Genomic DNA, 18,776 nt, shown 5'->3' with positions numbered 1-18,776 from the left:
CGGACCCCGATGTGGCCCCGGGTGAGCCCGAGGTGAGGCATGACAAACCGCAGAGACGGTCCCGTCCCTGCTCACGTAACCCCCTGTGGGACAACGAAAACGGCTCCGCAGCCAAGACCACTCGAAGTGACCAAGCTCCCCTCAGCACTTCGTCGCCATCGATGCCCGAAATGGCCATCATTCGCTGGTTGCCAGTGCGCTCACGTGCCTAGTGACGACCGCGCGAGGTGGAGGACCACCGGAACCACGGTCGTGCCGACGAACCCGGGGAGAAAGCACGCGCCGAGCGGCAGGACGAGGAGAACCCCAGCCCGATGGACCGCCGCCTCGACCCGCGAGGTCTCCTGACGGCGCAGGCGCTCGGCAGCGGCGAGCACCACTCCGGCCGGAGCGGCACCGGAACGGTCGGCCACCTGCCACGCGAAGGAGGCCCCCTCCCACGCACCGCCGACATGGGACCACGCCGTTCGAGAGTCCTGCCCCCACCGATGTGCGCTCGCCACGACCCGGAGGTCGTGGGCGACAGAGGGCGGGACGCGACGGGCCACGGCCTCGAGGGCCTCCACCGGCCCGAGCCCGGAACGCATCGCCAGCGAGCAGAGGACGAGCGCGTCGGCTGCCTCGTCGATGGTCGGCGCCTCCTGGCCACCCGCCTCCTGCTCGGGCGTCCCCTCGGCCGGGTCCCCCTGCCCGTGTCGGGACCCGGGAGCCCTCTGGGGCTGAGGTGGCCACACGACGAACGCAAGCACGAGCAGCCCGACCACGGCGGCGAACGTCATCGGACCCTCGCCGGCCGAACCGCCCGGCGCAGCAGCCGTCTGGACCAGAGCCATCCCGCACCCGTGAGCAGCAGGCCCGTCATGGTGGAGGCGAACGCGGCAGCGCCTCCGTAGACCTCCTCGACGCGAAGGCCGAGCATGAGCGCGACCACCGGGCCGGACAGCGGCATGAGGGTGAGCAGCCACATCGACGCCCGCGGTCCCGCCTCAAGGACGTGTCGGCGTTCGTCGGCGGCGGCTCTCTCGCGCAGCACTCCTGCAGCCGTCCGGGCCGCGGGCGCGGCTGCCACCCCGAACTCGTCGGTGAGCTGCCACGCCGCGGCGAGGAAGCGAAGGTCCGGGTCGTCGTCCGCACACCGCGCCAGGCAGTCGCCAACAGGGCCGCCCTCCGCCTCGGCCGCGGCGAGCCGGGCGGCGAGCACCTGCATCTCGAACCGGGAGGTGGACCCGACAGCGCAGGCCAGGACGGCCGCCTGCGACGACGGGAGGCCCGCGTCGAGGCCCACCGCGGCGAGCTCGGCGAAGTCGGCCGTCCATCCCTGCCGGGCCCGGCCGAGCCGCACCTCTCGTTGCAGCAGCCTGCCGACCCGCTCACGCAAGGAGGTAGGACGACCCGCGACGCCGATTCCCTCGGCAGCACCCGTCGCGGACCCACCGGCAGGGCCGATCGCGACCTCCACGCCGCCGGCGCGTCCCGACGGGTCCAGCACCACCGAGTGACCCGCCGGGGAAGCACGCACCACCGAAGCACGCACCACCGAGTCGCGCACCACCGAGCGGCGTGCCGGCCACACCACGAACGCGAGGACGACCAGCACACCGGCGAGGACGGTCATGCTCCTCGCTCCCGCAACAGCTCCTCGAGCCGCCCCGCTGCGGGCCGACGACGCACGCCGTTCGCCCACGCGTCCTCGGCCCCACCGGCGCCCGCAGAGACCCCACCCTCCAGGGCGAACGCCTCTTCGATGACGACCTCCGATCCCGTCCAGCTGGTCACGCCCACCGCTCGCACCACCCGTCGACCACCCACCCGCGCCACCTCGACGACGACATCCACGGCGCCGCGCAGCTGCGCGTGGACCGCATCGCGGTCGAGGCCCGCGAGCGCCCCGAGCGCCTCGATGCGCGCTGGTGTCCGGGCGAGACCGTTGGCATGAAGTGTCCCCGCGCCCCCGTCGTGGCCGGTGTTGAGGGCAGCGAGAAGCTCTCGCACCTCAGCGCCGCGTACCTCGCCCACCACGAGCCGGTCAGGCCGCATCCGCAGTGCCTGCCGCACGAGGTCGACGAGGCTCACGGCTCCAGCACCCTCGACGTTGGCGCTCCGGCCCTGCAGCCGGACGACGTGGGGATGCGACGGCTCCAGCTCGCGCACGTCTTCGGCGACGACGATCCGCTGGTCGTGAGCGCAGTCCGCGAGGAGTGCCCCCAGGACGGTGGTCTTGCCAGCCCCCGTGCCACCGACGACGAGGAACGACAGTTGCGCGGACAAGACCCGCGACAGGACGGAGGCCATCTCTCCGCCCACCGACCCGAGCGTGCGCAGACCAGCGACCCCGACGGGCTGTCGACGGGCGACCCGCAGGCTGAGGTGGGTGCCACGCTCTGCCAGCGGCGGGAGGATCGCGTGGAGCCGCACACCACCGGGCAGGACCGCGTCGACCCACGGCTGGGCCTCGTCGAGCCGGCGACGCGCGAGCCCGGCCAGGCGTGTCGCGAGCGCTCGCGCGTCCGAGGCCATGAGCACCTGACCGGTCGCCTCGACCCCTCCACCTCGGTCGACCCAGACCGACCCGTCGCCGTTGACGAGGACGTCGGTCACCTCGGGAGCACCGACCCACTGCTCGAGCGGGCCGAAGCCCAGCACCCGCTCACGCATCCGCTCGCCCTCGACCGCCGCGCCTCGGGAGCCGAGTGCGACGACGCCGTCGGTGAGCTCGGCGATGACCCCGGCGTCCGGGGCGCGTCCCTCGCGTATCGCCGCCTCGACCCCGGGCCAGTGCGGCGCGCCCGCGCTCACGCAGCACCCCTGTCGAGGCCCTCGACGAGGTCGAGGGCGACGGCGTCCGCCGTGTCACGCAGGACTCCGCGCAGACCGGGCCACTCGCCGCGCTCACCGTCCCGACGCACCTTCATGTCGTCGCGGAGGTGAGCGAGGTGCGAGACGCCGAGGCACTCGACGACCTCGGCCACCTGCGGAGCAAGCCTCTGGCCATCCCGGGTCACGACACCCACCACCGAGCCACACGCCGGCCCCGCAGGCCCCGCAAGGGCACCCAGCACCGCATTCGCGTCCGCCAGCTGCCGCGCGCCCAGCCCGACAAGCAGGTGCACCGACGCAGCCCGGTCGACCAGCGCAGGCGTCACGGACGCCCCGAACCGCCCATCGACCACCATCGGCCCTTCAGCGAGAAGCGAGTCGACGACGTCGAGCACCGCCTCGTCCGGCACGCCGGCACCGTCCCCACCTGCCGACAGCAGCGGGACCTCACCCCGCGGCAGGGCCGCGACGAGCCGCGCGCCCGAGGTCCGGCCACGCAGTCGCGCGAGGTCAGGCCACCGAAGCCCGGGCACGTGCTCGGTCCCGCACGTCATGTCGAGCCCGCCACCACGCACGTCGCCGTCGACGAGGACGCACGACCCGAAATGCACGGCCAGCCGGCGGGCCAGCGCGGCCGACCACGTCGACCCACCGACGCCACCGCTCGCACCCAGCACCACCACGAGGGGCCCGGCCCGCGCCGTCGGCGCGGCAACCACAGGAGAAGGACTCATCCCCCGACCCTCGACGTCGACACCCGAGCCCACCACCACGGGCCACCGATCTGTGGACGGCCGCGGACGGCATACGGAGCCTGTGGAAAAGACCCCGGGAATGGCGACGGCCCCGGTCGGGGGGAGGACCGGGGCCGTCGGGCGGGCCAGGCTCCGGGGGGGAGAAGCCGGACCACCCTTCGCTACGACCCCGAAGGGGAGCGATGCGTCCATCGTTGCCGATCGACCGAGCGCGTGCAATACGAACCACCAAAAGCCGACAAATCTGGTCAGCAGGTAGTCACGACGGCGGACGGCAACGATGACGCCCCTACCAGAGGGGCGTCATCCGCCGCGAGCACTCGGGGCGACCAAGCGTGCAAATTCCTCGCCGTCGTACCGGGTCGAGCCCGGACGGACCGGTCCATCAGTGGACTGCCCGCGCGTGGGTACCCGTCGTGTCTCGCGGTTGTTCTTCGACCGGACGGTTCCCCTGAGGGCCTGCCCGATGCACCCTGTCTACTCCCCCGCGGGGGCAACAACAAGACTTGACAAAACGCTCAGGAGAGGCGCCCTGCGAGGACCGCGTCGGCGATCCGCTCGCCCTCCGCGGCACCCGCGACGATGGCGTCGCAGCAGTGCGTCAGCCACAGACCGACGCCTGCGGCGTCACCCCGCGCGTATGCCGTCAGCCCGCCGAGGTAGGCCGGCCCACCTCCCGTGCCGTGCCCCATCTCGGGCACGGCGACCCCGGTCGGGTCGAGCCCACCGGCCTGGATGACGGCACGCTCGACGGCGCGTGCGACGACACCGTTCCCGCGGGTGAACGGCCTGGCGGTGACGATCTCGGCGTGGGCGAGAGCGGCGACGACCGGCACGGGCAATGACGACGCGGCAGCCAGCACGGCGACCACGCCGCGCAGCCGCTCGCGGGCCTGCGCGGCCGGCGGCGCAACGCCGATCTCGACGAACTCCCGGCAGTCCTCGCCGTCGAGCCGCGGTCGGCCGAGCTCGGAGTCGGGGACGAGCCCCGCAGCCGCGGCCGTGTGCAGCCGGGCGAGGGCCTGCATCGGCGCGTTGAGGACGACCGGCCCGAGGCGCTCGGTCTCGGCGGTGGCCGCGATGACGCCCCGCATGACCTGCTCGACCGGGTCGGGGTCGTCGTGCCACGTCACCGCTCCACGCATGAGGTCGCGGACGATCTCGACCGAGAGCCGGGCACCGTCGAGCTCGCCGCTCGCCCGGGCCCCGCGCACGCGCGACTCGGCCGCCGCCTCGGGGATGCGGCGGCGGAGGGCGTTGTGCCAGCGGAGCTGGGTGCAGGCCTCACGGGCGGCATCGACCTTCTCGCCCACGCCGGGCAGCGCGGCGAGGGCCTTGACGGACTCGACGATCCGGGCAGTGCTGTCGGACAACGGAACCCGCCTCAGGCGCTCTCGGGAGCGACCGGCATACGCACGCCGGCGAGCTGGCGGGACTGCGCCACGACCGCGCCACGGGAGTCCCAGACGACCGCGTCCTCCTCGAAGAGCCCGCCGATGACGTTGCGCGTCGTGATGCGCATCCGCAGCCACCCCGGCGCGGGACGCGACCGGACGTGACCCGAGAAGGCGATCGTCGGCGCCCACCCGAGCGCGCCGAAGGTGAAGGTCACGGGCGGCATCGCGTCGAGGAAGAACGGCAGCGACAGCGCGTCGGGCTCGCGGCCGTCGGCGAAGCGGATCCACGCCCGCATCTCGCCGTCGCGTGCGGGCTGGCCGAGCGCCCAGCCGACGGTCGCCGGGTCGATGCGCATGTTGAGGCGGTCGAGGAGACGGATCTTCTCGGCGAAGCCGCCGCGCGCCGCCGGGGCGCACACCTCCGGGTCGGGCATCTCGGGCGGCGCCTCCTGGAGGTGGACCGGCTCGCTGTTGCGGTCGAGGTCGGCGAAGGTCGCGCTGTGCCGCAGGACCGTCGCCTCGCCCTGCCGGACCGTCACCTCGGCGGTGGAGAACGACCGCCCGGTGCGCAGGATCTCGGTCTCGACCGTCGCCGCGCCGGGCTGCGCCGCGTGGAGGAAGGTCGTGCTGAAGGCGACCGGGTCGGCGTGCGATCCCGCGCCGTCGAGCGCGTCGGAGGCGGCCTTGGTCGCGAGCGACATGAGCAGCCCGCCGTTGACCGCCTCGCCGATGACCCAGCCGTCGGTGAGCTCGACCCGTCCGTCGGTGATGGTCAGGGCGTCGTCGAACTCGCTCATGACGGTGAGCGTATGCCGTCCGCGCCCGTCGTCCGTGCGCGGTGTGGGCGGCGTCGCGCCACCGATGACGGACACCCGGCTCGCGAGCCTGTTCGGACCTCCCGAGCCCCGTTGACGGGGCTCACGAAGGGCATGTGGGCTCGCGAGCCGGGTTGGCCCCCTCCTCCACGCCCTAGCCTTGCGCCATGTCGCCGACCTTCCACGTGCCCACGGCCGTCGTCGTGGCCGGCGCCATGGTCCTCCTCGGGCTCGGCCTCTGGGCTGCCGGGCGGGGGCGGCGCCGCGGGTTCCTCTCCACCGTGGACCGGGTGACCTACTCCACGCTGCACACCGCCTCGCTCGCCTCGCGCCACCTCGCCGACGGCCTCACGCCGGAGTCCGCGTCAGCTGCCGGCAAGCACCTCCTCGCCATCCTCGGCGCGACCTCGGTGGCGGTCTGTGACAGCGCCGGGCTCCTCTCGTGGACCGGCCCCGGTGACCACCACGCGGGCGAGGCCCATGACCACGCCGCCGCCACTCGCACCTCGGGGGCACCGACCGTCCTCGGGTCCGACGTCATCACCTGCGCCGACCCCGACTGTCCCATCCGCGCCGCCGTCACGGCCCCGCTCCTCGCCGACGAGAAGGTCGTCGGGACGCTCACGGCATACGCGCCGACGGCGTCCGCGGGACTGGCGCGGGCGACCGGGGAGCTGGCGCGCTGGGTCTCGGCCGAGCTCGACGTCGCCGAGCTCGGGCGCGCCCGCACGCGCGCGATGGAGGCCGAGCTGCGCGCGCTGCGAGCCCAGATCAGCCCGCACTTCATCTACAACTCGCTCGGGGCGATCGCCTCCTTCGTGCGCACCGACCCCGAGCGGGCGCGCGAGCTGCTCCTCGAGTTCGCCGACTTCACCCGCTACGCGCTGCGCCAGGGCGGACCGTTCACGACGCTGGCGGAGGAGCTGCGCAACGTCGAGCGCTACCTCGTGCTCGAGCAGGCCCGCTTCGGCGAGCGCCTCCAGGTCTCGCTGCTCGTCGCGCCCGAGGTGCTTCCGGTGCGCGTGCCCTACCTGGCCGTCCAGCCGCTCGTCGAGAACGCCGTCCGCCACGGGCTCGCGTCCAAGGAGGGCGTCGGCCACGTGACGATCACCGCCTCCGACCAGGGGTCCGAGGCGGAGATCTCGGTCGACGACGACGGCGTGGGCGCCTCGCCCGAGTCGGTGCAGCGGATCCTCGACGGCCAGTCGCGCGCAGACTCGGTGGGGCTCGGCAACGTCGACGCGCGGCTGCGGCAGGTCTACGGCGACGAGTTCGGGCTCGTCGTCGAGACCGCCGTCGGCGCCGGGACGAAGGTGAGCTTCCGGGTGCCGAAGTACGCCCCGGGCGTCCACTCCGACTGAGCGCCGCACAACCCGCCTCGGTGCCCCGACCTGCTCGTTATCCTCTGACCATGGCCACTGCCGGCAGCCTCCGGGCCCTCGTCGTCGACGACGAGCTCCCCGCGCTGTCCGAGGTGAGCTACCTCCTCGGCTCGGACGACCGGATCGCCGAGGTCATCACCGCGTCCAGCGGCACCGAGGCGCTCCAGGTCCTCGAGGACCACGACATCGACGTCATCTTCAGCGACATCTCGATGCCGGGCCTCGACGGCATGGCCCTCGGCCGGGTCCTCGCCCGCTTCGCCTCGCCGCCGCAGCTCGTCTTCGTCACCGCCCACGAGCAGCACGCCGTCGACGCCTTCGCCCTTGCCGCGACCGACTACGTCATGAAGCCCGTGCGCGGCGAACGTCTCGCGGAGGCCGTCCGTCGCGTCGTGGCCAAGCAGGACGAGGCCGGTATGCCGGCCGCCCCCGTCGCCGGGACCGGCGCCGGTGCGGGTGTGGCCGGCTCACGTGCCGGCGGCCCGGGTGTCGCCGCGACGGGCGCGACGGGCGCGACGGCCGAGACCACCCCGGCCGAGGACGAGACGATCCCCGTCGAGCTCGGCGGCGTCACCCGCTTCGTGTCGCGATCCTCGATCCGCTGGGTCGAGGCGTCCGGTGACTACGCCCGCCTCCACACCGCCCACGGCAGCCACCTCGTGCGGATCCCGCTCGCCGTCCTCGAGGAGCGGTGGGGCCGGCACGGGTTCATCCGCATCCACCGCTCCACGCTCGTCGCCCTCCCCCACGTCACCGAGGTTCGCATGGACCACGGGAGGTGCTCGGTCACGGTCGGCGACGTCGAGCTCCAGGTGAGCCGACGGCATACCCGCGAGCTGCGGGAGGTCCTGCTGAGGCGACCCGGCAACGGCACTGCATGAGCCCGGAGCGGTCCGGGGTGCCCGCGCGGGTGCGGGTGACGAGCTCGCGGCGGTCGGCACTGCCGGCGACCCGCGCGCGCAGCCAGGTGCTCGCGAGCGACCTCGACGAGCAGACCGGTCTCGGCGACGTCTACCTCGACGGCTTGCGGCGGGCGCAGCTGCGGCTCGGGCTCACCGTGCTCGGGCTCATGGCGCTGGCCATCGGGGGCTTCCCGATCCTCCTCGCGCTGCTGCCCGCGACCCGCTCGATGTCGGTCGCCGGGCTGCCGCTGCCGTGGGTCGTGCTCGGGATCCTCGTCTATCCGGCGGCATGGCTGCTCGCCCGCGGCTACGTCCGGCAGGCCGAGCGGATCGAGGCCGAGTTCGCCGACATCGTCGAGTCCGGCTCCATCGACCAGGGCGGGAGCGCGCGTGTCTGACACGCTCTCCGTCCTCGCTGTGGCCCTCGTCTGCGTGACGACGGTCGTCGTCGGCGGGTTGGGGCTGCGGCTGTCGCGGCGCACGTCGGACTTCTACGTCGCCGGCCGGACGGTCTCGCCGCGGCTCAACGCGAGCGCGATCTCGGGCGAATACCTTTCTGCCGCTTCGTTCCTCGGCGTCGCCGGGCTCATCTACGACCAGGGCGTCGACCTGCTCTGGCTGCCCGTCGGCTACACCCTCGGCTACCTCGTCCTGCTCGTCATGGTGGCGGCGCCGATGCGGCGGTCGGGGGCCTACACGCTGCCGGACTTCGCCGAGGCGCGGCTCGGGTCGGTGCTCGTGCGCCGGCTCGCGGCGGTGCTCGTCGTGGCGATCGGGTGGATGTACCTCGTGCCCCAGTTCCAGGGTGCCGCGTTGGCCCTGGCTCTCGTCACCGGTGCGCCGCAGTGGGTCGGGTCGCTGCTCGTCGCGGTCGTCGTCGCGGTGGCCGTCGGCGCCGGTGGGATGCGCTCGATCACGTTCGTCCAGGCGATGCAGTACTGGATCAAGCTCACGTGTCTCGCCGTCCCGGCGTTCGTGCTGCTCGCGCTCTGGATGCGTTCCGGCGGAGGCGTGCCCACGGTGCGCGAGGGGTGGTGGGAGCCGTTCGCGGCGCGTTCGCCGGACGACCACCCCTACTACCGCACGTTCTCGATGATGCTGGCGCTCTGCCTCGGGACGATGGGGCTGCCCCACGTGCTCGTCCGCTTCTACACCAACCCCGACGGCGTCGCGGCCCGGCGCACGACGGTGTCCGTCGTCGCGCTGCTGGGTGTCTTCTACCTCTGGCCCCCCGTGTATGCCGTCCTCGGCCGGCTGCACCTGCCCTCGCTCCCCGAGGGGGTCCGGTCCGACACCATCGTCATCCAGCTGCCGGGGCGGGTGGTCGACGGCGTCGGCGGCGACGTGCTCACGGCCATGCTCGCGGGCGGAGCGTTCGCGGCGCTGCTGTCGACCGCGTCCGGTCTGGCGATGTCGGTGACGGGCGTGCTGCACCAGGAGTTCCTGCGGCCGCGGCTGGCCCGGCTCACCGGTGGTGACGCGTTCGGTTTCGGTGGCTTCCGGCTGGCGGCGGTGGGGGCCGTCGTCGTGCCGTTCGTCGTCGCACGGTTCGTCGAGCAGATCGGGATCGCCACGACCGTGGGCTTCGCCTTCTCGCTGGCGGCGGCGACGTTCGCGCCGCTGCTCATCCTCGGCGTGTGGTGGCGTCGGCTGTCGCGCGCGGGCGCCGTGGCGGGGCTCATCTTCGGGTCGGTGGCGTCGACGGCGGCGGCGGTGACGACCTACTTCGGTGGGCCGTTGGGAGGCTGGGGCGAGGCCCTGCTCGCCAACCCCGCGGCGTGGTGCACACCGCTGGCCTTCGCGTCGGCGGTCGTCGTCTCGCTGGCCACGCCGGGGTCCGTGCCGCGGGACACCGGTCGCCTCATGGTGCGGCTCCACACGCCCGAGCGCGTCCACCTCGCTCGATCCCGCGTTCCCGACTGACCGGCGAGTCCTCTTCGCTAGCGTGCGGACATGGGAATGGTCTGGGTGGGATACCGGCGTCCGGAGTCCGAGGCGAGGAAGATCCTCGAGGACGAGGAGCGCCTCGACGAGCTCTTCGAGTCCGAGGAGGCGTCGGCCGACCTCGACAAGGGGTGGCACGCCATCCACTGGCTCCTCACGAGCGGGGAGACGACCGAGGACGAGTCGCTCTCCGACGCGATCCTGGGCGGCGAGGAGATCGGCGAGGACCTCGGCTACGGCGTGCCGCGGCTGCTCTCGCCCGAGCGGGTGAAGGCTGTTGCCCAGTCGCTGGGCGGTATCGACGCAGCATCGCTGGGGGCACGCATGGACCCGCAGGCGATGGAGGCCGCCGAGGTCTACCCGTCGATCTGGGACGAGGCCGACGTCTTCGACTCCTACCTCGCCCCTCTCTACGAGAGCCTCCGCGAGTTCTACGCCGCGGCCGCCGATGCCGACGAGGCCGTCATCCAGGCGATCACCTGAGCCCTGCCTCCTGCTGACGGCGTCTTCCGTTCAGTCGAGAGAGCCGGCGCGTGCGTCGAGGTTGCGCAGCACGTCGGCCGGCGGCAGGTCGTAGCCCGTCGCATCATCACCGCTCCAGTTGAGCCCGACGTGGATGCCGTCCTTCTCGAGCCCGGGCAGCCACCGCTCGCGCCACCGCTCCCCGTCGATCTCGACCACATCGAACCCTCCGTATGCCGGCACGCTGTCGACGATGTGCTCCGCCCGTGAGCGCTTCGACCAGAACGGCTGTGCGCGCTGCCCGCTGCCGTTCTGCGGCGCGGGGTAGCCGCGATCGTCCCTCACCGTGAAGACGGCCCCACCGTCGAGGAGCTCGCTGTAGAACGCCTCTGCCTGTGCACCAGCAACACTCATCGGTTCTCCGTCCTCGCTGTCACAGCGTCCCGAGCCAGCCCACGAGTGCCGCCCGCAGCCGGTCGCGGCTCAGGACAGCCGACTTCATGTAGTTCTTCGGCCAGTGTTCACCCTGCTGCTCGCTCGGGAGCTCGTCGTCCGGCCGCGAGGATGCGTGGACGTCGTCGGCGACGAGGAACGCGAACTCGCGCCTGGCGTCGGTCCCACCGAGGTCCCCGAGGTCCCCGAGGTCCGTCAGCGACGTGCAGCCGTGCGCGACGAACCTGTCGAGCAGCTCCGCAGCCCACGATCGCAGGGGCCGTGCAGGCTCCTCGTTGAGCGCGAGCACCGTCGTCCCGGAGTAGTCCGACAGGCTCTCGTGCACCTCTGCGAGCCGGATGAGGACCGCCGCCCGGGCCCGGTCCACCTGCGCCGCGGAGGCCACGACGGAGGGGAGCGCCGCCGCGAGCGCCCGCGGGCGTCCGATCCCCGCAGCCCGGAGAAGATCCCGAACCGGCGCGACGGCCGCCACCCGGAAGAAGTCGTCGTTGGGAGCCGGAAGGAAGGCGTTGCGGAAGAAGGCCCGCTTCCTGAACTCGGCGAGCTGAGGGTCGGTGAGGTACCAGTACCGGTCGAGCGGGTTCTCGCGTGCTCGCGTTAACCAGACGACCGCTTCGGGGTCGTCGGCCGCCTTGCCTGCGTCGGCCTGTGCGCTTGGCATCTCGAGGTCGCGGCGAGAGGCCAGCGCGCAGCCGACGTTGTACATGCCCGTCGGGCTGTTCGGTGTCGGCTTCTCGGCTCGCCGGCCTACGAGGTAGTCCAGACCCTGCAACCGGTCCTCGAGCTCCTCCACGAGGTGATCCTCTGGGTCGTCGGCAGCCACGTCGTTGGCGATCTTGCGGTAGTCGTCGAGGGCCTCCTCGATCGCGGCTCTCCCGCCCGTGGCTCGGCCACCCGCGAACGCCGCGTTCGTGGCGATGACGGCCCGGGTGTAGGTCGCCCGAAGCCTCAGCCCCCGCGTCAGCCCCTCGGCCGACTCGAACGTGTGCAGCCAGTCGCGGTAGCGCTCGAGCGTCTTCCGGTCCGTCGAGTCGCGGTCGAGGGCGTGGCGGTAGGCGAGCTGGGCCGACAGGTTGCCGGGGTCGCGGTTGAGGGCGGACGCGAGGACCGCGCGACGCTGCGCCACGTCCGACGGCTTGGCGAGGTCCGCGCTGGCGATGTACTGGAGTCCGACGCTCTCCCATCGCGTGGCGCCGGCCAGACCTTCACGGATCTTCGGGTGCTTGGTGGACAGGGTCATGAGGATGAAGGCGGCGGCAAGACGGAGCGAGGCGTCCGGCTCGGCGGCTCTCGCGCCCCCTTCCGGTGTGGCGGCCTTCGGCGTCTCGACCGTCGATGTCTTCGTGGCCGGGTCGGACGTGGTGTCGTCCGCGACCTGCGGCACGAGGGCGGCCACGTCGATGACTGCCGAGTCGACGGCCTGCCCGTTGCGGCGGATGCTCACCGACCGCGAGGTCGCGCTGCCCTCGATCGTCGCCGTCCACGGAGTCACACCACCGAGCGACACGAGCAGGCCCTTGAGGGTCCGGAGCACGACGTTGTCCGGCAGGGTCGAGAACGCGCCTTCCAACGCGGTGACATCGGCGCCGCGCGGCACCTCGATGCCCCGGGTGCGCTCCGCCCCCAGCTCGCTCAGCAGGGCGACGACCGTGCCGACACCCGTGGTGCTCAGCGAGCCGTCCTCGCCCTTGACGACGACGTCGAGCCGGAGCCGCGTGGCGAGCAGCCACGCCGTGAGCCAGACACCGACCGCTCCGGTGAGCAGCGACAGCACGATCCACAGCGGGGTGCGCCACGGTGAGCTCCCGTCGAGGACGTCCCAGAGGACGTCCACGGCCAGCGCGCCGACGATGGCCATGCCCATCAGGGCCGAGACCGACGTCAGTCCGATGAGGCGCCGCGACCGCGAGGCACCACCCGCCACGAGGGCGACGCCCGCGGCGACGACCGCGAGGACACGCCCCGTCGGGACGAGCCAGGCGTCGGAGGACGAGGCGCTCACGCCCGCCAGCCCGACCGAGACCATGACGGCGCCGCCGAGCATCCCGGCGGTCCCGCCCACGCGCACCAAGGAACGCCAGAACCTCGGTTCGGCCCGTGGCTCCGTCCAGTCGCCCCGGCCGAGTGCGACGAGCCGGGCAAGGACGAGCTGCACCGCGAAGACGGCGAGGAGCGTGGCCAGCAGGGCCACCGACGGCGCGAGCCGGTCCTCCCAGAACTGGTCCCACGCGTCCCGGAGCCGAGCCGTCCATGACCCCTGGGCCTTCACGTCGCGCAGCACGGCGGCCGCGTCCTCGTTCTCCTTGTCGTGGGTCAGCGCCTTGGTGGCAGCCGCCTCGGCCTCGGCCAGCTCGCGTGCGTCGTCACCGGCCGGCGGCGCCTGTGACTTGGCCAGGTGGCCACGGGCGGTTGCTGCGAGGACCTCTCCGAGCTGCTTGGCTGACGCAGCCGAAGCCTGCTCGTCGGCGCACTCGGTGGGCGTGTTGCCCGCGAGGACGACCTGAGCCCTCCGCGGCAGCCCCTGCTCGACGAGCGCCTTCGCGGTGGCGCACTCCCCCGGCGCGACGGCGGCCGACGCAGCCGGCACGCCGATCGTCGTCCCAATGCCACCGAGCAGCAGCACGACCATGACCGGGACTCGCAGAGCCCGGGTCCTCCACGCTGTTCGACGAGCTGCCATGGTGGCGACCCCCGTACCGAAAGGCCGGCGCACCCCTGATGTGCGCCACCTGTCAATGATTCACCCGCACGACGGCGCGCCGAGCCGGAATCGGAGAAGTCAGGCCACCGCGTCCCGCGCCGCGACGAACGCGTCGACGCACCGGCGCACGTCCTCCTCGGAGTGTGCCGCCGACAGCTGTACCCGAATCCGTGCCTTGCCGCGCGGCACCACGGGGAACGAGAACGGGATGACGTAGACGCCGTCCGCGAGCATCCGGTCGGCGATCTCACCGGCGAGCCGGGCACCGTCCTCGCCCGGGAACATCACCGGCGTGATCGGGTGCGACCCCGGCAGCAGCTCGAATCCCGCCTCCTCCATCAACGCACGGAAGAGGACAGTGTTCTCCGACAACGCATCCCGCGCCGACGCCGAGGACTCCACGAGCTCCAGCGCCTTCAACGAGCCGGCCACGACACCCGGCGCCACCGAGTTCGAGAAGAGGTAGGGGCGCGAGCGCTGCCGCAGCAGGTCGACGATTTCCTGGTGCGCGGCGACGTAGCCACCCGACGCCCCGCCGAGCGCCTTGCCGAGCGTCCCCGTGATGATGTCGACCCGGTCCATGACGCCGAACTTCTCCGGTGTCCCGCGCCCGCCCTCGCCGACGAAGCCGACTGCGTGCGAGTCGTCGACGAGCACCATCGCCTCGAACTCGTCGGCGAGGTCGCAGATCTCGTCGAGCGGCGCGAAGAACCCGTCCATCGAGAACACGCCGTCGGTGACGATGACCTTGCGCTTCGCGCCCGCAGCGACCGCTGCCTCGAGCTGCGCGCGCAGGTCCGCCATGTCCGCGTTCTTGTAGCGGTAGCGACCAGCCTTCGACAGTCGGATCCCGTCGATGATCGACGCGTGGTTGAGCTCGTCGCTGATGATCGCGTCCTCGGCGCCGAAGAGCACCTCGAAGACACCGCCGTTGGCGTCGAAGCACGACGAGTAGAGGATCGTCGCCTCCGTCCCGAAGAACTCCGACAGTGCTTGCTCCAGACGAGAGTGCTGCGTCTGCGTCCCGCAGATGAACCGCACCGACGCCATCCCGAAACCCCACTCGTCGAGGGCGGCCTTCGACGCCGCGACGACGTCGGGGTGGTCGGCGAACCCGAGGTAGTTGTTCGCGCAGAAGTTGAGCGCCTCACCGCCGCTCGTCCCGACGTGCGAGCTCTGCGGCGTCGTCAGCTCACGCTCGCTCTTCCACAGCCCCGCGTCCTTGATCTCGGCCAACGTCGCGGCGAGCTCGTCCTTCACGGATCCGTACACGGCATACCTCTTCTTCTGCGCTTGTGGCGGGCAACCCCGAGCGTATGCCGTCCGCCCACCTCCTCGAGTCGCGCCCGGAACGTCCGCTGGTTAGCGTCGTCGACATGCCGAGACTGCGCACGCCCGCGACCCTGCTCTCCGGATGCGCGCTGGCGCTCGCCCTGACCGCCTGCGGCTCGGGGTCGCCCGACGACAGCGGCAGCGCTCCCGCATCGACGTCCACTGACAGGACGTCACCCAGCGCGTCACCGGAGCCCAGCAACAGCGGGATCGTCCCGGACAACACGTGGGCCTCGGTGTTCAAGAAGGCCCTCCCCCCACTGGCCGACAGGAGCGACGCGGAGGTCGCAGCCGCTGCCAGGAAGGTCTGCACCACCTTCGAGGCCAGCCCCGACGAGGCGACCGCCAGGGCGATCCTCGCCGACCTCGGCACGACCCTCACGCTCGACGCCACGCAGCGGCAGCTCTTCGCCTCCGGCGCCGTCACCCACTTCTGCACCGGCCGGACCGGCGCCTGGACCCAGGCCTCCATGCGCTGAGCAGCACTCGCCCACGCAGGTCAGGCAAAGAGGGGCGTGGCCGTGGTTGCTGGAAGGCACGGACCGCCTCCGCTCACGGGCCGAGGCTGCCGTGGCAGGTCCCACGGCCCCGTCGGCCGTGAGTACGGACGCACTCTGGAAGGCGGTCTCCGCCGCTCGCCCTCCTGCGACATCGACCCCGCGTTCGGAGGTCCCCGCACGGAAGAGATACGCCTCGTGCCCGGCAGATACCCGCCGATCGATCCGCGGCGCATCGGTTGCTCGAGATCCCTGATCCAACCCATTCCGGCTCGATTCCGTTTGACACTTGAGAGGAACGGAGGAGCCCATGGGTACCAGCCAGCGGGACACAGAGTTCTCCGAGTACGTCGCGGTGTCGCGTCCGGCACTGTGGCGGACGGCGTACCTGTTGAGCGGCAGCGTCGCCCAAGCCGACGACCTGGTCCAGAACGCCCTGCTCAAGCTGTACCTCGCGTGGCCCCGCCTGGCCCACAGGAGACAGCTCGATGCGTACACGCGACGCATCATCGCGACCTCCCACATCGACGAGACCCGACGGCCGTGGCGGCGGGAGAGCGAACCGCTGGAAGGCCACGAGCCGTCCTTCCAGTCGGAGGTCTCGGACCACACGGCGCTGCTCCGGGCGCTCAAGAACCTCCCGATCGGTCAGCGCCGGGTCGTGGTGCTGCGCCATTACTGGGGGCTGTCGGTGGCGGAGACCGCGGCTGACCTCGGCATCAGCGAGGGCACGGTGAAGAGCCAGTGTGCCGCCGGGCTGCACAAGCTCGAACAAGCCCTGACCCCCGAGTACCGGGACGAGACGCGAACGGAGGAGCGCGCATGAGCACCACGGACGAGGACGTCTGGATGGCTCGCCTCCACGGAGCCGTCGACCACCACCCGTCGTCGGTGGCCTTCGACACCACTGCCTACGTGGCAGCCGGCCGCAGGCGGCTGCGCCGGAAGCGGTTGGCCGCCGTCGCCGCGGCCGTTGCCGCCTCCGTGGCCGCAGCCTTGGCCACGACCGTGGTCCTCGGTGACGGCGATGGGAAGGCGCTTCCCTCTGCGCCCGACGTCCCCGACCTCCCGCGGCTGGTGACGAGCACTGACGGCTGGGTGGCATTCAGTGTGAGTGAAGGTGGCGGCGACATCTACCTCGTCCGACCGGGCACGGAACCTCGGCGACTCGCCGTCAACGCCAGTGACACGTCGACCGAAGCGTGTCCGTCATGGGCGCCGGACGGAACACGGCTCATCTTCGGCCAGGTTCTCGGGGCAGCCAACCGTCCACGCCTCCCGGCGCGGCTCGTGCTCGTCCCGGTCGCGCAGGACGGAGTGGCAGGGAGCCCGACCACGATCCCCCTCGACGGATTCAGGACGGGTCCCGGCTTCGACCCGCATCCGTGCGCGACGTGGGCTCCGGATGGCCGATGGGTCGCCCTCAGGGACCAGGACGAGGTGTGGGTGCTCGACACCCTGACGCGGGCGATCCGTCGACTGCCCGACCTCCGCCCGAGCGACATGGAGTGGCGGCCGGGCACCGACGAGCTGACGGTCACTGGAGACATCGGCGTGGACAGGGCGTCGCCCACCCGGTCGACACCCATCGCGACGTATTCGGTGTCGACGGGCGAGCTCCAGCAGCTCGGCTCGGCCAGGGCCGCGGCGATCGCCTGGTCACCCGACGGCCGAACCCTCGCGTACGAAGGTGGAGAAGGCGAACCACGGCAGATCCGGGTCGTCGACGCCGACGGCGGCAACGACCGGGTCCTCGTGGCCGATGCGGGCCAGGCCAACCACGGGATCGGACCGGTGTGGTCGCCGCGGGGTGACCGCATTGCCTACCAGCGCCTGCTTCCCACTCCCGGAGAGCTGCACGAGGTGGTCCTCGTGGGCGCGACGGACGGATCAGAGACGGTCATCGCACCGCCGCGGACCGACCTGCGCATCTGGCACCCCTTCAGCGTTTCGTGGTCGCCCGACGGCGCAGCGCTGCTGTACGTGGCGTGGGGCGTCGGGGGTGGCCCGAACGACCCCGGTGGGGTGGTTGACGCCGTGATCACCGTGGAGGCGGACAGCCCGCACACCGCGCGCGTCCTCACTCCCTCCACCCTCGACCCTGTTGGGGGGACGTACGGGCACCCATGGAGTGCGGTTCAGGTGTGGGGACGGCAGTCCTGAGAGCGAACGAGGCTCAGCTCCAGTCGAGGACGACCTTGCCGCACTCCCCGGAGCGCGCGACATCGAAGCCCTTGGCCCACTCCTCAGCCGGGAAGCGGTGAGTGATGACCGACTGGACGGCCTGACGCAGCTCGGGGCTCGTGGCGAGCATCGAGCCCATGAGGTACCAGGTCTCGAACATCTCGCGGCCGTAGATGCCGCGGATCGTGATCATGTGCGTGATGACCCGGCCCCAGTCGATCGGGTACGGGTCCTTGGGGAGCCCGAGCATCGCCACGCGGGCGCCGTGGTTGAGGTTGGCGAGCATGTCCTCGACCGCACGCGGGGCACCCGACATCTCGAGCCCGATGTCGAAGCCCTCGAGCATGCCGAGCTCGCGCTGGGCCCAGGCGAGGTCCTCGCCGCGGGCGACGTTGACGCACAGGTCCGCCCCCGCGCCACGCGCCAGCTCGAGCCGCTGATCGCTCAGGTCCGTGACCGCGATGCGTCGCGCGCCCGCGTGCCGGCTGATCGCCACAGCCATGACGCCGATCGGTCCCGCTCCGGTGACGACGACGTCCTCGCCGACGACCGGCCACTGGAGCGTCGTGTGGGTCGCGTTGCCGAGCGGGTCGAAGATCGCACCGAGGTCGGGGTCGAGGTCGGCGGGCTGGACCCAGGCGTTCATCGCCGGGATGACGACGTAGTCGGCGAAGGCGCCGTCGCGGTTGACGCCCACCCCGACCGTCTTGATGCAGAGGTGGCGGCGGCCGGCGCGGCAGTTGCGGCAGTTGCCGCAGATGAGGTGGCCCTCGCCCGAGACCCGGTCGCCCACGGCGACGTGGTCGACGAGCGAACCGACCTCCACGACCTCGCCGTAGAACTCGTGCCCGATCGTCATCGGGGCGTCGACGACCGACGCCGCCCAGTCGTCCCACTGCTCGAGGTGCAGGTCGGTGCCGCAGAGCCCGGCCCGCAGCACGCGGATCTTGACGTCGGAGTTCCCGCACTCCGGCTCGGGGACGTCGACGAGCTCGAGTCCGGGACCGGCACTGGTCTTCACGAGGGCGCGCACGGCGCCCATCATGCCGCCCCTTGCGCGGCTAACATTGTTAGCCTACGATGGCTAACAACGTTAGCCCCATGGAGCCCCGACAGGCTCTCTCGGCAACACCGA

General features: G+C 72.2%; 18 protein-coding genes. 8 read left to right on the top strand and 10 right to left on the bottom strand.

Annotated features, from left to right (window positions below; all coding sequences use genetic code 11):
- Nucleotides 1-200: 200 nt before the first annotated feature.
- The 6 genes from N798_RS17490 to N798_RS13020 all read right to left on the bottom strand — a co-directional run bounded on the left by N798_RS17490 (nucleotide 201) and on the right by N798_RS13020 (nucleotide 5,766).
- Nucleotides 201-779: a type II secretion system F family protein gene (locus N798_RS17490; protein ID WP_188450375.1), complete on the bottom strand. Its 579-nt coding sequence runs from the start codon at nucleotides 777-779 to the stop codon at nucleotides 201-203.
- The gene (locus tag N798_RS13040; protein ID WP_035949070.1) at nucleotides 776-1,615 is read right to left on the bottom strand and encodes a type II secretion system F family protein; all 840 of its coding nucleotides are present in this window, start codon (nucleotides 1,613-1,615) and stop codon (nucleotides 776-778) included. Before N798_RS13040 ends, N798_RS17490 begins: the two co-directional genes overlap by 4 nt.
- Nucleotides 1,612-2,796, bottom strand: a complete 1,185-nt coding sequence (locus tag N798_RS13035; RefSeq protein ID WP_052117331.1) for a TadA family conjugal transfer-associated ATPase — start codon at nucleotides 2,794-2,796, stop codon at nucleotides 1,612-1,614. The genes N798_RS13040 and N798_RS13035 overlap by 4 nt, the downstream gene beginning before the upstream one ends.
- Nucleotides 2,793-3,551 carry a CpaE-like family protein gene (locus N798_RS13030; protein ID WP_156971737.1) on the bottom strand — a complete coding sequence of 253 codons (759 nt, stop codon included), beginning with the start codon at nucleotides 3,549-3,551 and terminating at the stop codon, nucleotides 2,793-2,795. The genes N798_RS13035 and N798_RS13030 overlap by 4 nt, the downstream gene beginning before the upstream one ends.
- A 539-nt stretch (nucleotides 3,552-4,090) precedes the next feature.
- Nucleotides 4,091-4,945 carry a Fic family protein gene (locus N798_RS13025; protein WP_035949069.1) on the bottom strand — a complete coding sequence of 285 codons (855 nt, stop codon included), beginning with the start codon at nucleotides 4,943-4,945 and terminating at the stop codon, nucleotides 4,091-4,093.
- An 11-nt stretch (nucleotides 4,946-4,956) separates the two neighbouring features.
- Complete coding sequence (locus tag N798_RS13020) at nucleotides 4,957-5,766, bottom strand: thioesterase family protein (RefSeq protein ID WP_035949252.1); 810 nt, start codon at nucleotides 5,764-5,766, stop codon at nucleotides 4,957-4,959.
- 185 nt (nucleotides 5,767-5,951) lie between these two features.
- On the opposite strand from N798_RS13020, the gene N798_RS13015 reads away from it, so the two are divergent.
- From N798_RS13015 to N798_RS12995, 5 genes are read left to right on the top strand one after another with little or no spacing between them, the layout of a single operon-like run.
- Nucleotides 5,952-7,145, top strand: a complete 1,194-nt coding sequence (locus tag N798_RS13015; RefSeq protein ID WP_035949068.1) for a sensor histidine kinase — start codon at nucleotides 5,952-5,954, stop codon at nucleotides 7,143-7,145.
- Nucleotides 7,146-7,195: 50 nt separating this feature from the next.
- Nucleotides 7,196-8,047, top strand: coding sequence for a LytR/AlgR family response regulator transcription factor (locus tag N798_RS13010; RefSeq protein WP_035949067.1), 852 nt, complete (start codon nucleotides 7,196-7,198; stop codon nucleotides 8,045-8,047).
- Nucleotides 8,044-8,466 carry a DUF485 domain-containing protein gene (locus N798_RS13005; RefSeq protein WP_035949066.1) on the top strand — a complete coding sequence of 141 codons (423 nt, stop codon included), beginning with the start codon at nucleotides 8,044-8,046 and terminating at the stop codon, nucleotides 8,464-8,466. Before N798_RS13010 ends, N798_RS13005 begins: the two co-directional genes overlap by 4 nt.
- A complete protein-coding gene (locus tag N798_RS13000; RefSeq protein WP_035949065.1) occupies nucleotides 8,459-9,991 on the top strand; it encodes a sodium/solute symporter in 1,533 nt (510 codons plus the stop codon). Before N798_RS13005 ends, N798_RS13000 begins: the two co-directional genes overlap by 8 nt.
- Nucleotides 9,992-10,021: 30 nt before the next feature.
- Nucleotides 10,022-10,495 (top strand): YfbM family protein, encoded by a 474-nt coding sequence (locus N798_RS12995; protein ID WP_035949064.1) that lies wholly within the window; start codon nucleotides 10,022-10,024, stop codon nucleotides 10,493-10,495.
- 30 nt (nucleotides 10,496-10,525) lie between these two features.
- Here N798_RS12995 and N798_RS12990 read toward each other — a convergent pair whose 3' ends face one another.
- The 3 genes from N798_RS12990 to N798_RS12980 all read right to left on the bottom strand — a co-directional run bounded on the left by N798_RS12990 (nucleotide 10,526) and on the right by N798_RS12980 (nucleotide 14,900).
- Nucleotides 10,526-10,888, bottom strand: coding sequence for a DUF2750 domain-containing protein (locus N798_RS12990; RefSeq protein WP_035949062.1), 363 nt, complete (start codon nucleotides 10,886-10,888; stop codon nucleotides 10,526-10,528).
- 19 nt (nucleotides 10,889-10,907) lie between these two features.
- Complete coding sequence (locus tag N798_RS12985) at nucleotides 10,908-13,556, bottom strand: hypothetical protein (protein WP_035949061.1); 2,649 nt, start codon at nucleotides 13,554-13,556, stop codon at nucleotides 10,908-10,910.
- 150 nt (nucleotides 13,557-13,706) lie between these two features.
- Nucleotides 13,707-14,900 (bottom strand): glycine C-acetyltransferase, encoded by a 1,194-nt coding sequence (locus N798_RS12980; RefSeq protein ID WP_035949060.1) that lies wholly within the window; start codon nucleotides 14,898-14,900, stop codon nucleotides 13,707-13,709.
- 104 nt (nucleotides 14,901-15,004) lie between these two features.
- Here N798_RS12980 and N798_RS12975 point away from each other — a divergent pair, with 104 nt between their 5' ends.
- The 3 genes from N798_RS12975 (at nucleotide 15,005) to N798_RS12965 (ending at nucleotide 17,620) form a co-directional block, all read left to right on the top strand.
- On the top strand, nucleotides 15,005-15,439 hold the full coding sequence (locus tag N798_RS12975; protein ID WP_156971736.1) for a DUF732 domain-containing protein: 435 nt from the start codon (nucleotides 15,005-15,007) through the stop codon (nucleotides 15,437-15,439).
- A 328-nt stretch (nucleotides 15,440-15,767) separates the two neighbouring features.
- A complete protein-coding gene (locus tag N798_RS12970) occupies nucleotides 15,768-16,283 on the top strand; it encodes a SigE family RNA polymerase sigma factor (protein WP_035949057.1) in 516 nt (171 codons plus the stop codon).
- A complete protein-coding gene (locus N798_RS12965; protein WP_035949056.1) occupies nucleotides 16,280-17,620 on the top strand; it encodes a TolB family protein in 1,341 nt (446 codons plus the stop codon). The genes N798_RS12970 and N798_RS12965 overlap by 4 nt, the downstream gene beginning before the upstream one ends.
- A 13-nt stretch (nucleotides 17,621-17,633) precedes the next feature.
- Here N798_RS12965 and tdh read toward each other — a convergent pair whose 3' ends face one another.
- Nucleotides 17,634-18,674, bottom strand: coding sequence for an L-threonine 3-dehydrogenase (tdh, locus tag N798_RS12960; protein WP_035949250.1), 1,041 nt, complete (start codon nucleotides 18,672-18,674; stop codon nucleotides 17,634-17,636).
- Nucleotides 18,675-18,776 lie beyond the last annotated feature (102 nt).

Source organism: Knoellia flava TL1 (assembly GCF_000768675.1).
Lineage (GTDB): Bacteria > Actinomycetota > Actinomycetes > Actinomycetales > Dermatophilaceae > Knoellia > Knoellia flava.
This window is presented reverse-complemented; position numbering and strand designations above follow the sequence as displayed.